The organism is Zoogloea sp. (assembly GCF_041914405.1).
Classification (GTDB): domain Bacteria; phylum Pseudomonadota; class Gammaproteobacteria; order Burkholderiales; family Rhodocyclaceae; genus Zoogloea.
Genome location: NZ_JAYSDK010000036.1, coordinates 20,503 through 32,746 on the forward strand (window position 1 = coordinate 20,503; position 12,244 = coordinate 32,746).

Annotated in this window: 10 protein-coding genes and 1 tRNA gene; 7 read left to right on the plus strand and 4 right to left on the minus strand. The window is 61.1% G+C overall.

Annotation, left to right across the window (positions count from 1 at the left end; all coding sequences use genetic code 11):
* The first annotated feature begins 19 nt into the window (after positions 1-19).
* The gene (queC, locus tag ACE3RX_RS18925) at positions 20-703 is read left to right on the plus strand and encodes a 7-cyano-7-deazaguanine synthase QueC (protein WP_374486522.1); all 684 of its coding nucleotides are present in this window, start codon (positions 20-22) and stop codon (positions 701-703) included.
* A gap of 119 nt (positions 704-822) precedes the next feature.
* A tRNA-Lys gene (locus tag ACE3RX_RS18930) sits at positions 823-898 on the plus strand.
* A 123-nt stretch (positions 899-1,021) separates the two neighbouring features.
* Here ACE3RX_RS18930 and ACE3RX_RS18935 read toward each other — a convergent pair.
* The 4 genes from ACE3RX_RS18935 to ACE3RX_RS18950 are packed head-to-tail and all read right to left on the minus strand — an operon-like array spanning position 1,022 to position 9,758.
* The gene (locus ACE3RX_RS18935) at positions 1,022-4,105 is read right to left on the minus strand and encodes a type I restriction endonuclease subunit R (RefSeq protein ID WP_374486523.1); all 3,084 of its coding nucleotides are present in this window, start codon (positions 4,103-4,105) and stop codon (positions 1,022-1,024) included.
* Positions 4,092-5,501, minus strand: coding sequence for a restriction endonuclease subunit S (locus tag ACE3RX_RS18940; RefSeq protein ID WP_374486524.1), 1,410 nt, complete (start codon positions 5,499-5,501; stop codon positions 4,092-4,094). Before ACE3RX_RS18940 ends, ACE3RX_RS18935 begins: the two co-directional genes overlap by 14 nt.
* Positions 5,501-7,867: an N-6 DNA methylase gene (locus ACE3RX_RS18945; protein WP_374486525.1), complete on the minus strand. Its 2,367-nt coding sequence runs from the start codon at positions 7,865-7,867 to the stop codon at positions 5,501-5,503. The genes ACE3RX_RS18940 and ACE3RX_RS18945 overlap by 1 nt, the downstream gene beginning before the upstream one ends.
* 46 nt (positions 7,868-7,913) lie before the next feature.
* Positions 7,914-9,758 (minus strand): N-6 DNA methylase, encoded by a 1,845-nt coding sequence (locus ACE3RX_RS18950; RefSeq protein WP_374486526.1) that lies wholly within the window; start codon positions 9,756-9,758, stop codon positions 7,914-7,916.
* On the opposite strand from ACE3RX_RS18950, the gene ACE3RX_RS18955 reads away from it, so the two are divergent.
* The 5 genes from ACE3RX_RS18955 to ACE3RX_RS18975 all read left to right on the plus strand — a co-directional run bounded on the left by ACE3RX_RS18955 (position 9,757) and on the right by ACE3RX_RS18975 (position 12,197).
* Positions 9,757-10,029 carry a hypothetical protein gene (locus ACE3RX_RS18955; protein ID WP_374486527.1) on the plus strand — a complete coding sequence of 91 codons (273 nt, stop codon included), beginning with the start codon at positions 9,757-9,759 and terminating at the stop codon, positions 10,027-10,029. The genes ACE3RX_RS18950 and ACE3RX_RS18955 overlap by 2 nt on opposite strands.
* A 420-nt stretch (positions 10,030-10,449) precedes the next feature.
* Positions 10,450-11,022: a hypothetical protein gene (locus tag ACE3RX_RS18960; protein WP_374486528.1), complete on the plus strand. Its 573-nt coding sequence runs from the start codon at positions 10,450-10,452 to the stop codon at positions 11,020-11,022.
* Positions 11,006-11,401, plus strand: coding sequence for a hypothetical protein (locus ACE3RX_RS18965; RefSeq protein ID WP_374486529.1), 396 nt, complete (start codon positions 11,006-11,008; stop codon positions 11,399-11,401). The genes ACE3RX_RS18960 and ACE3RX_RS18965 overlap by 17 nt, the downstream gene beginning before the upstream one ends.
* A 76-nt stretch (positions 11,402-11,477) precedes the next feature.
* The gene (locus tag ACE3RX_RS18970; RefSeq protein WP_374486530.1) at positions 11,478-11,819 is read left to right on the plus strand and encodes a hypothetical protein; all 342 of its coding nucleotides are present in this window, start codon (positions 11,478-11,480) and stop codon (positions 11,817-11,819) included.
* Between the two features lie 3 nt (positions 11,820-11,822).
* Positions 11,823-12,197, plus strand: a complete 375-nt coding sequence (locus ACE3RX_RS18975) for a hypothetical protein (RefSeq protein ID WP_374486531.1) — start codon at positions 11,823-11,825, stop codon at positions 12,195-12,197.
* Positions 12,198-12,244 lie beyond the last annotated feature (47 nt).

The following is a 12,244-nucleotide window of genomic DNA, read 5'->3' on the forward strand; positions in this document are numbered from 1 at the left end:
CGACTTGCCCGGAGACACCATGAACACCCCACGTCCGCGCGCCGTCGTACTGCTGTCCGGCGGCCTCGATTCCGCCACCTGCCTGGCGATTGCCAACGCAGCCGGCTTCGATACCTATGCCCTGTCCGTCGAATACGGCCAGCGCCACGCTGCCGAACTGGCCGCAGCCCAACGGGTCGCCAAAGCCTTGGGTGCCGTCGGCCACCGGGTGGCCCACGTGGACCTCGGTCAGTTCGGCGGCTCCGCCCTCACCGACCCGGCGCTCGCCGTGCCGACCGAAGGCGTCGATGGCGGCATCCCGATCACCTACGTACCGGCCCGCAACACCATCATGCTGTCCATCGCCATGGCCTGGGCAGAAGTGCTCGGCGCGCGGGACATCTACGTGGGAGTGAACGCCGTCGACTACTCCGGCTATCCGGACTGCCGACCGGCCTTCATCGAAGCCTTCGAACGCATGGCCAACCTCGCCACCAAAGCGGGGGTCGAAGGACAACGGCTGCACATCCACGCACCGCTGATCGACCTTTCCAAGGCCGACATCGTGCGGCGCGGCACCGCGCTGGGGGTCGATTACGGTCTTACCGTGTCGTGCTACCAGGCCGATAACGACGGCCGTGCCTGCGGACTGTGTGACGCCTGCCGACTGCGCCGGGCCGGTTTCGAGGCAGCGGGCCTGCCCGACCCAACGTCCTACCGCTGAACCAGCGGTCGGGCACAACACAAACATGGACACCGTGCGGGACGCTTATACCCCCACGAGATCCAGCCACAGACCGGTTGACAAAGCTAAACTAGTGGCTATAATGCGCATCTCTTCCGGGGTCGGTAGCTCAGTCGGTAGAGCAGCGGACTTTTAATCCGTTGGTCGCGAGTTCGAATCTCGCCCGACCCACCAAAAACCCCAAAGAATTCAAGCATTTAAGCCAACCAGTCGGTTGGCTTTTTTGTTTTCTAGGGTGCGTCTGGTCCATTTCTGGTGCCATGCCCAACTGCGCGGTTTCGTCACCAGTTGGGATACTTACGCCGATGCGCCCCGCTGAGTCGGTGTCTTGGATGGCATCGCCCCCGGCTGATAGGTCGCATCGAAAACCGTATCCGTCAGCCAGCGCTTGAAGTTGGGGTTGTCGCTGAACTGCTTGAACAGTTCGGTGTGGTCGGACAGCAGCTCCAACACCACCCGGTTGAGCGCCTTGTCGTGCTCCAACTTGGCGTTCTGCTTGTCGGAGTTCGCCTGCGCATTCTGGTAAGCCTTGTCCTGCGCCACCCGCGCCGGGATCTCCTCGGCGATAACCTTGCGGATCTTGTCCTCGTCCTTCCACTCGATGTTGCCGAAAAGATCGTTGAAGGTTTTGATGATCGCGGAGAGCTTGTCGATGTCGGCCTCGCCCTTACCACCTCCGCCGCCCGGCGGCACTGGCTCGACCGTGGCGTCGATGTCGTCCATCGCCATCTTCAGCGCCGCTTTGGCCTCTACCCGGTAGCTGTCCATGTCGATGGTCTCCAGCACCCCCTTGGACAGATCTTCCTCTTTGGGCGCAGGCAGCTTGGGTATGAGGAAATTCAGGAAGATCGACAGCTTCTCCCACATCGGGTGACCGTAGCTCAGGATCGCGGCAAGAAAGCTGTAGCTGCGAACGAAAGCCTTGGCTGCACCCTTGAACTTGACCTGATCGTCCTCGCCGAGCTTGTCCGAGTATTCGACCACGCACGCATCGAGAATCGGATCGAGTTTGTCCCGGTCAGCGCCGCTCAAGTACAGCGCCACTAAATCTTCTACCTGCTGCCAGCTATAGACCTGCTGCCCGTCGAGTTCGGCCTTCAGATCGTGCAGCTTGTTTGCGTCGGTTTCCCCGGTCTGGATGGTGGCGCGGTAATAGTCCTGGAACGCCGCCCTCACCGCCTCGGCGTTGTCGGCAAAGTCGAGCACGAAAGTGTCGTGTTTCTGCGGATGCGCCCGGTTCAAGCGCGACAGAGTCTGTACCGCCAGCACACCCGCCAGCGGCTTGTCCACGTACATCGTGTGCAACAAGGGCTCATCGAAGCCGGTGACGAACTTGTTGGCGACGATCAGGAAGCGATACGGGTCTTGTTTGAGATTGGCAGGAATGTCCTTGCTCGGAAACCCGTTGAGATCGGCCTCGGTTTTCTTCTGGCCGCCAATCTCAAAGTCACCCGAGTACGCCACGATGGCCTTGTACGGGCTCTTGATCTGCGTGAGGTAGTCCGACACCTCGCGCCAGTAGTCGATGGCCCGTGCAATGCCGTTGCACACGATCATTGCCCGTGCCTTGCCACCGATCTTCTGCTTGCCCGCCACCTGCGCGATGAAGTGATCGACCATGATCTCGGCCTTGCGGCGGATGGCCTTGTCGTGCGATTCGACGTAGTGGCGGATTTTCTTCAGCGCCTTCACCTTGTCGAATTCTGGATCGTCTGCCACCGTCTTGGCCACTTGGTAGAAGCTGTCGTAGGTGGTGTAGTTCTCCACTACGTCGAGGATGAACTTCTCCTGGATGGCCTGCTTGGTGGTGTAGGTCAGTTCTTCGGGCGAGCGGAACTGCACTTTGTCGCCGATCAAGGTCTTCTCGCCGAACAACTCCAGCGTCTTATTCTTGGGTGTGGCCGTGAATGCGAAGTAGCTGGCGTTGGCCAGAAGCTTGCGCGAGGCGATGCGCTTTTCGATTTCGGCATTGACCGCATCCTGCGTGCTGTCCTCTTCGAACTCCTCTTCGAACTCCTCTTCGGCAACCTTGCCGCCAAGGGCTTCGTGCATTCGCGCCGTGGTCTTGCCGCCTTGGCTTGAATGCGCTTCGTCGATCAATAGCGCGAACTTCTTGTCGCTGAGGTCGCCCAGCTCATCGAGGATGAACGGGAATTTCTGCACCGTGGTGACGATGATCTTCTTGCCACGGCGCAGGTACTCACGCAGCTCCTGCGCGTTGTCGGAGTGGCCGAAGATCGCCGCCACGTGGTCGTAACCCTTGATGGTGCGGGCAATCTGTGTGTCCAGCGCGCGCCGGTCAGTGATGACGATGATGGAGTCGAACTGCGACGTCATCGGGTCGTCCGCGCGGCGCAGCTCCACCAATTGGTGCGCCAGCCAGGCAATCGTGTTGCTCTTGCCGCTGCCCGCCGAATGCTGGATCAGATAGCGCTTGCCCACCCCATCGGTATGGGCACGGCGCAGCAGCGCACGCACCGTGCGCAACTGATGGAAGCGCGGGAAGATTTGCTTGCGCTTTTTCTTCTTTTTGCCACTGGCGTCAGCTTCCTCCTCTTCCACCACCTGCGCGTAACTTTCGATGATGTTGGCCAGCGACTCGCGGGTCAGGACCTGCTTCCACAGGTAATCGGTTTTCAGACCATCCGGGTTGGGCGGGTTGCCTGCGCCGCTGTTCCAGCCCTGGTTGAACGGCAGGAACCAAGAGGCTTTGCCCTTCAACTCAGTGCAGAACGCGGCCTCCGCGTCATCGACTGCGATGTGCGCCACGCAACGCCCCAACTGGAACAGCAGTTCCTGCGGACTGCGCGTGGTCTGGTACTGGACGATGGCGTCGGCCAGGGTCTGCTTGGTCAGCGAATTCTTCAACTCGAAGGTCAGCACCGGCAGACCGTTGATGAAGATCGCCAAGTCCAGCTCATTGCCGGAATCGTTGCTGTAGCGCACCTGCCGGGTGACGCTGAAGATGTTCTTGCCGAAGGCATCCGCTGCGGCGGCATTGCCAGGAGTGGGCAGCAGCTTGTAGAGATCGACATGTACCGGCCCGTGGCTCACGCCCTTGCGCAGCACGTCCACGACGCCGCGCTTGGTGATCTCGCCCTGCAGCCGGTGCAGAAACTGGGTACGCTTGATGCCGTCCGCCGCCAGTTCCAGCGTGTCGACCGCCTTGGGCTGGGTGGCCTGCAAGAACGCGAGCAGCTGTGTCACATCCAGCGCCACGTCGCGGTTGTAGTCGGTGGGCTTGCCCTGCACGTAGCCGTTGTGGGTGGCGGCGAAGTCCGTGGGAGCCAGCGCATGGCTGTACTCGGGCTGCGGCACACCGGTCAGGCCACGCACCACGCGCGCCTCAAACCAACGTTCGCTGGTGTCAGTCTTCGCCATCGCCATCCTCCTCTTCGGCCACATCTTCGTTTTCATCGCCCAGTGCGGCCAGCGCCGCGTCGTCCACCACGTCCTCCGGGCCGGGCTGCCAGCCCCGCACGTCCACTTGACCCGTGACCACATCGGCAATCAGGCGGTCGCGGTATTCGCGGATCAGCTTGATTTCTTCTTCCGTGCGGGCGATAGCGTCATCCAGCGGCTTGCATTCGTCGGTGATCCAGCGGCAGATGGCTTTTTGCTCTTCGACCGGCGGCACCGTGAACGGAATCGTCACGAGCTTTTCGCGCGTCAGGTGCGCGATGCTGACGCGGTTCACGATGGCATTGAAGCGGCCACGCTTGCCATAGGCGAAAAACTGGTGGAACAGGAATTCCGGCAGCATCATCGGCTTGGCCGCAACCCGATGAACAGAGTTCTGGATGTAGCACTCCGGCAGTTCATCGTTCCACATGCAGGCCCGACCAACTTCTCCGCCTTCGCTGACCAGCAAGTCACCCTTGCGAACGCGGAGCTGCGCCATCTCAGCTTTGGCTACCCACATTTCCTTAACGTCGCGCACATCGGGCTCAATCCACTGCACATTCGTGGAGCGCAGGTAGGGCTTGAAATCGCCATCGCCAGCCTTGGCTTCCGTGGTCAGCATCTTGCCCAAGACCACGTTGGCCACGTTCTTCAGCCTCTGCACTTCCCAGTGCTCTGGCACATCGCCCAACCATTCGATGCCGCACGGCCTCAGCGCCACCGATGCATCAAGGCCGCGCGTGACCGCGTGGTCGATGATTCGCAGCTTTTGTTCGGTGAGCAGCTTGATCAGATCCCGTTTGGCCTGGATGAAGCGGGCGATGTGCGCGTCCTGCGCGCGCAGGTAGGCGACGATCTGGTCTTGCTCGGGGCGCGGGGGTAACGGAACTTCCAGCGACGCGAAACGATCGGAGTAGAGGCGCAAGAAGCCCGACGTGCCTGTCCCAAGCCCCTTCGATTCCGAGCGGAACAACCCGCGCATTGGCCACGAACGGAACAGGTGGCCGAGATACTCGGGGTTGTCGTCTCGGAGCAAGCGGAATACGGCGTAGTCCGGGCTGACCAAACCCGACTGGCGGTTGCGGAAGAACATGGCGTTGCCCGCCTGCATCCGATTCAACACCAGCTCGTCCGGTTGTGCCTTCTTGTAGCCGATGAGATTCTCTGGGGCGATGCGCTTAACCGAGACATCGTTGTGCGGCACCAAGCCCCGTTGCATCCGCATTGACAGAAGCGTTTCCTCGCCGGTCTTCGACCGGTCGTCGATCTCCCGCAAGAAATTCTTGGCGCGCAGGAGCGACCAGTGCTCCGGCACACGCGGCACCCAGCGCGACCGAAGTGGCTGGTAATTCGGATAAGTGGTCTCCACCGCCATCACGCGCCCCCCACGATCCGATGCAGCAAACCTTCGCTCTGCTGTTCCAGCGAGAGGATGTCGGCGCGGATTTCGGCCAGCGTGCGCAACGGCGCGGGCTTGTAGAAATAGCGAGCGAAAGAAATCTCGTAACCGATCTGGGTCTTGTCGGTGGCAATCCAGGCATCCGGCGCGTGTGGCAGCACCTCGCGGGCGAAGAAGGCATCGATGCCGCCCGGCTCCTTCAGTGGCACCTGCTCGGTGTCGCGCAGCTCGCTGTCGGGCTCGTACTCGACCATGAAGCGATCCTTGCCCACGGTTTCCAGGTACGCGCCGTCGAAGCCGGGCTCGAAGTGTTCCCCTGCCTTGAGCTTGCTGCGCTTGGCGACGACCCGCGGCGCGGTTTCGTCGCGCCAGCTCACCGCCTTGTAGATGGCCTTCTTCTCCGGCGCACCGAGCTTGTCACCCTGCGCCTTGAGCGCAGCATCGAAGCGGGAGCGGAATTCGTTGTGGTCGTCGAACACGGCGCTGCCAAGAGCCTTTTGCGCCCGTTGTGCCACCTCCATCAGCCCCTTGTCGCGCTGCCACGTCGATGCATCGAGCAGCTTCTTGCGGCGCTTGGCGGGCACGGCTTTGCGGGCGGCGGGGGCTTCGCCGTCATCGCCGCTGTTGCTGTCTTCGCTGTCGTCGTCTTCACTCTCGTCCTCACCCTTCAGCCACGCCTCGATGGCTGGTTTGCGCTTGGCGAACTCGCTGTACAGCGCCTCGCCGTGGGTGGCGTAGATCTCGGCGCGCAGCGCCTCGTCGCCAGTGGCAAACCGCAGGGGCTCCATGCGTTCGTCGGAGAGCTGGCTTTTCAGGCGCAGCGGGCGCTCGACGGTGATCTTCCAGTAGCCGAAGTCCTGGATGTCGAACCATTTGGACTGGGCAGTTTCTTGTGCTTCGCCGAGGTAGAGGTCGATGATCCGCTGGATGTCTCCGCCCGAGAGCTCGCAGTTCTTCTTGCCAAGGTTGCGGCGCAGCGGCTGGAACCACTGAGATGCGTCGATCAACTGCACTTTGCCACGGCGCGCTTCGGCCTTCTTGTTAGCCAGTACCCAGATGTAGGTGGCGATGCCGGTGTTGTAGAAGATGTTGAGCGGCAGGGCGATGATGGCTTCGAGCCAGTCGTTCTCCAGCACCCAGCGGCGGATGTTGCTCTCACCCTGGCCTGCGTCGCCGGTGAACAGCGCCGAGCCGTTATGCACCAGCGCGATGCGGCTGCCCAACTGCGTGTTCTGCTTCATCTTTTGCAGCTTGTTCACCTGGAACATGAGCTGCCCATCGCTGGAGCGGGTGATGAGCTTGAACTCGGGGTTGTCCGCGTGGCTGACGATGAAGCGCGGGTCGTTGAATTCCTTCTTGCCGCCCATGCGCTCCAGATCGGTCTTCCAACTCTTGCCGTAGGGCGGGTTGGAGATCATGAAATCGAATTCGCGGCTGCGGAACTGGTCGGCGGACAAGGTGGATTTGTCCGCGCCACCGACGATGTTCTCGGCTTCTGCGCCTTCGCCCTTCAAGAGCAGGTCGGCCTTGCAGATGGCGTAGGTTTCGTCGCTGATCTCCTGGCCGAACAGGTGGATCGACACTTCCTTGCCGTGTTGCTCAGCCAGTTCGTGTAGCGCTTCCTCGGCTACGGTGAGCATGCCGCCGGTGCCGCAGGAGCCGTCGTAGAGCGAATAGGTGCTGGACTCGATCCGGTCGGCCACCGGCAGGAACAGCAGTTTGGCCATAAGCTGCACCACGTCGCGCGGGGTGAAGTGCTCGCCTGCCTCTTCGTTGTTGTCTTCGTTGAAGCGGCGGATCAGCTCCTCGAACACCGTGCCCATGCCGTGGTTGTCCAGCGCGGGCAGCTTGATGCGGCCGTCGGCATCCTTCACGGGCAGCGGCGCGAGATTGACCTCAGGGTCGAGGAAGTCGTCGATCAGGTAGCCAAGGACGTGCGAATCCACCAGCTTCTGAATCTGGTTGCGGAAATTGAACTTGGTGAGGATTTCCTGCACGTTGGGCGAGAAGCCGTCCAGGTACGCAATGAAGTCATCGCGCAGCCGCTGCCCTGCCGCGCTGGCCTTCAGCTTGGCCAGGGTGAATTCCGAGACATTGTAGAACGCCTGCTTGGCAGCATCACGTAGAGCACCGTCCTGCTCGGCCACCTTGTGGGCATCGAGAAGCTGCTTACGCTCCAACACGGCCTGCTTGGTCGACTCCAGCACGGCGTCGAGACGCCGCAGGACGGTAAATGGAAGAATCACGTCACGATACTTGCCCCGCACGTAGACGTCGCGTAGCCGATCGTCGGCGATGTTCCAGATGAAGTCGGCGACCCACTTCAGTTGAGATTGATCCACGTTTCTTTTTCCTTTTTATGCATTATGTATTTGGCAGTTACAGTTGTCACAGGCTGCGCCGGATTTCTTCGATACGCTGATAAGTGATTTCAACGTCACGTTCCAAGCTGCAGAGCTCGGCGTAGCGTTCACTGGCTGTCGCTTGATCAAGTAATGACTGTCTTGGCACTTTCACTTCCTGGAGTAGCGTCGCCGGTGTTACGTGTGCAACAGCGGTGCCGACACGAAAAGCGTCCAGTTGCCCCCTGAAATCCTCTGATCTCAAGTACAGGTACAGGGCAGCAGCACCAATTTCGTTTTTCCTTGGGCGGATAGCGATGACACTCTGGCCACAGACGACCGGGCCGCTCTTGTTGGCGCCTAAGCCAACCAGGCCAACCTTCCCGATCGTGCCTTTGATCGAGATGATGATGTCCTCCGGCTGCAAACTGCACTCCGCAAGTTTTTTGGCTTGTACCGTTGTGCTCTTTACGAAAGGTCCGTGTAGTTCTCTCCATCGATCCAGGTCCGCTATCCCGATCTCTTGGACCTCGACCGCTGTAGCATCCTTCGATGTAACCGGAGCACGTATGACTAAGTCGACAAGATTGCCCAATGCGATTCGATCAAGATCACCTGCCGCAAGCGCCCTGAGGTAACGCACCGGCATTAGATTGCACTCCTGCGCGGCAACGTCGTCGAACGACACGGTTTTCGCCAAGTCATCGATGTCTTCTTTACACTGAATCGCGCGAACTACCTCCGCTGCATCTAGCTGGCGGCTGAAACGCATCGTCGACTTCGACTCGATAGTCATCGAGCTCGAATCGACCAAGCGGACAGACCTCGTCGTGCATGCACGATCAAAGACCGTCAGTGCAACCGGGATTCCGGCATGGTGTAGCAACTTTGGGGGCAACGTCGCCACCACCGAGGGCTGCCCCAGCCCCAGAACCAAGAATTCGCGTAAGCGCTGCTCTTGCCCTTTCGCGAACAACAGGCCTACCCCTGTCAAGAAAACTGCCTTGAACTTTACGTGCGGCCAGAGCGCAGCCATGGCCCATGGGTCCGAACGATCAAGCTGGACGAAACTCTGACCCGCCACTCGCTTGTAAATCGCATCTGATCCGGCCAAGCCGAGTTCGCCCCCTTCCCAACGGCGCCAACCAGCACCTGGCTGTAACTTCATACCGATTGGCGGGCATGCGATCAGGTAATCGAACGCTCTATCGGTCTCCTGACCTTCATTCGGTTGCATGCCTGCATCGGTCGAAAGCATATCGCTCCTGCCCGCGAGGACAGCCAAGAGCTTAATTACGAGTACAGACCAACGACTCTGGCTGGGACCGTCAAGAACCACCCTTAACCCACGCCTCAATGCCCTGACGGTCAGCTGCCCAGTCCCATCGAATGGAATCCATACCGTGCTCCCAGAGGGCGCCTGAAGCAAGCCGATGATCGCATCGCACATTCCGCTATCGTAGCCGGCCGTTTCAGGAGCGCAGATCTCGGCCACGGCATCCGCGAATTCACGTTGATGAGGATCAAATTGGTCAATGAAGTCGGCTATCAGACCCAGGAGCTTCACGTTCACCCACTCTTGGGCTCGCCCGCTGCCTTCCGAAGCCCATACCAGGGCACTAGCTTCGGGTGGCAAACCCGAGCGCTCTGCCGCTTCCCAGCAGTTGCGCTGGAGCAGGTCGGAATATTCCCCATAACCTGCGATTGCCCCCGATATCAACATCTTTACTGCCGCGAACCAGGCCAAGGCATACGTCACCGCATCGCTCCTGCTCATGGGAGAGGCGGCAAGCACATCATTGAGCATCAGGTGAAGCGCCGCAAACTCTGGCGCCTGCCCTGGCACCGTGCCGAATACGTAATTGCCCCGAGGGATTGCGGCTTTAGTCATGGCGATGCCCCACGGTGATTACAGTGCATTCATCTTCGGCGCTCAACACAACATAGCAACCGCGCAGATTGTCGGTGCGCTGCGTATGCCCGACTGCTCTCTCCAGCTTGGCGACAGCCTTATCCGTCATCAGGCAGCGAATGCCATTGCGACCATCGTGGGACCGCTCCCCGAACAAAGCGATCAGCTCAACAGCTTCCGGAGAGATCGCCCGTTGCTGTTTGCGCTCGTTAGCGTGCTTGCTCGCGTGCAGTTCCTGTTTCCGTCGTAGGTTCGATTGAAAATTTGCGTTCGTCGTAGCGTACATACTTACCTCCACAAAGCAGTTCATTAACGGATAGTACAGCCAAGAAAAATTCATCGTCAACAAAAAGATTTAATTTTCTTTTGTGTACTATCGTTTTTCCGCCTACGCTGAACGCGATATCATTCTCCTGACCCCGGTCGCTGCAAGGCGCCCGGGGTTTCTACTTTCTAACCACCTGAAACCAGGAGAATGCCCGTGCTACCCGTCATCTTTGCCCCGGCTGCTGAAGCCCTGATCACCGCCCTCGTCACCGTCGCCGTCAAGAAACTGGTCGATGGCGTGAGCGACGCACCGCGCTGACCCACTCGATCCTCACACCCACATCAAGCCCCGATGACCCCACGGTCATCGGGGCTTTGCCTTTCTGGCCAAGGAGCCCTGACCATGACCGAATCCACCGTACCCGCCTATCTCGCCCTCAAGACCGATACCGCCCCGAAGCTGGGCCGGACCGGTGGGGGTATCACCTTCAAGGTGCTGGCTGACCCCGAGCGCCAGGAGCTCTTCCTGACCATCGTCGGCAACGACGGCGGCGGCTACTACTCTCGTGAAGTCGTCGCCTTTGATGCCGTCGAGGCCTGCCTGCCCGCCGATCATGCGCAGCCGCTGGCGGCCAAGGCGTTCGCCCCGGCCTTTGTCGGCCGGTCGTCAAACAACCCTGCTTTCATGGCCGCGATCCTGCGCGCCGAAGGTTTGCTGGTGGGTGTCGAGGACAAGCCCCACCAGCACCTTGTGGCCGGCGACTGGGCGGGCTGGAAAACCGCCCAGCTCGCCTTACCCGGCGAACCCTATGCTCCGCCCGTGAAGGAGGCCCTCGCCGCTGGCGCGACTCCCGAGATGACCCGGCAGGATCTCCCCGGCGACGAAGAGCCGGACGATCACCCGGGCCGACGCAAAGGTCGAAAGTCCCGGGACGCGAAGCCTGCCGAGGAGGTGGACCATGCGCGTCCTGCGTGATGAAGCGGCGATTACCGCCTTGCCCGAGGTGGGCCTGCGCGCGCTGATCCAGAAGCGCGTCAGCGAGATCAGCGAATACTGCCCGTGGGACGCCGACGAGCTGGGCTGCTTCATCGTCGTCGAGCCCGGCGATTCGCTCGACGCTCTTGAAGCTGAAATCGGTTTCTCGGTGCTGCGCAACCTATTCAACGACACGCCTTTCGGCCATCCCGACTTCGCCCCCACCTTTGAATCGGCCGAGGCGCATTCTGAAGGCTACTTCGAGCTCGTCTACATCCTGGGTGATGGCGGTTTCGGCTACGACCTCTTCATCGCCGACCAGCCCGGCGTGCATCCCGAGCTCTTGCGCTTTTGTCGGACCTACGCCTTACCCGCCTGAAACACGCCTCCCCCCTTCACCAACGCCGTCCTGCGCCCTGCGCATCGACGGCGTTTTTCCATTCTGGAGCCCCATCATGAAAACCTCCGACGACACCCTGCAGGTCTCGGCGCCGACCGTCGAACCCGAGCTTGCCCAAGCCCGCTTCCCGCTGGGCCAACTGGCCGCCACGCCGGGCGCGCTTGCCCTGCTCGAAGCACATCACGTCAGCCTCTTCGCCCTCCTGGCCCGTCACGCGCGAGCAGACTGGGGCGATGTCGGCAGCGAGGATGCGCGGGCCAACGATCAGGCCCTGATCCACGGCACTCGCCTACTCTCGTGCTACACATTGGAGCCCGGCAACCCTAATACCCGGGTATGGATCATTTCCGAGGCGGACCGGTCGGTGACGACCGCCTTGAAGCCTTCGGAGTATTGAGCCGTGGCTGCCCAAAAATGGGACCCGCTCCTGCTGTCGTTCGCCGGTGATGCCCTCAAGCGCTGCGATGACGGGCTGCTCGAAGCGATCGCGGAACGGGCTGCGATCCTGGAGTTCGATGCGGGGTGCCAGCCGCGGGTGCTTGCGGAAGCCCTCGCCGTCCTGGACCAGCTGCGCCAGACGCCCTGGCTGCTCACCGGTCTGATCGTCCTGCAGGTCGAGCTGGGCGGCGCAACCCGGTGCTTGCTGGCGACTGATCCCGCCCTCGCCCGCCGGCAGCTGGAGGCTCTCGGCGGGGCCGTGCTCGCGGCACTCGATCCCGCCGCCGTGGTCCGGACGCAATACCGCGGCGTCGCGCTGCTCGGCGACCTCGGCTGAGCCTCCCGAAACCCCGCAAAAACCGGAAATGAACCGGAGGCCGGGAC